General features: G+C 71.9%; 1 protein-coding gene. It reads right to left on the bottom strand.

Annotated features, from left to right (window positions below):
• The coding region (locus HG542_RS34280) for a CurL C-terminal domain-containing protein (protein ID WP_438816715.1) at nt 1-409 on the bottom strand (409 nt) is incomplete at both ends.

Here is a 409-nt window from a genome sequence, read left to right as displayed (position 1 = left end):
GCGGGCTGCGTGCACCCGGTCTCATTCAACGACTCCGCGTCCACATCCACCGGCGCGTCCAGATGCGCACACACCTCGTCATACGCAGCCGCAAACACCGGGTACGCCGCGTACAACTCCCGCCCCATACCGAGCCGCTGCGACCCCTGCCCCGAGAACAGGAAGCCGGTCTTGCCTCCGACACCCGGCTCGCCCATGGCGACGCGGGCGGACGGGGAGCCGGCGGCCAGCGCACGCAGGGCAGCCAGGAGTTCCTCGCGGTCCTCCCCCACCACGACCGCCCGGTGTTCCATCGACGAGCGTGTCGTGGCCAGCGAGAACGCGACGTCGGCCAGCGGCGCGTCAGCGTCCGCGAAGGACAACAGCCGCTCCGCCTGCGCCCGCAGCGCCGCCTCGCTCTTCGCCGACA

The sequence above is a fragment of the Streptomyces morookaense genome (assembly GCF_013030945.1).
GTDB classification, from domain to species: Bacteria; Actinomycetota; Actinomycetes; order Streptomycetales; family Streptomycetaceae; genus Streptomyces; species Streptomyces morookaensis.
Note: the sequence above shows the minus strand (reverse complement) of the source record. Positions and strands in the feature narration are given on the sequence as shown.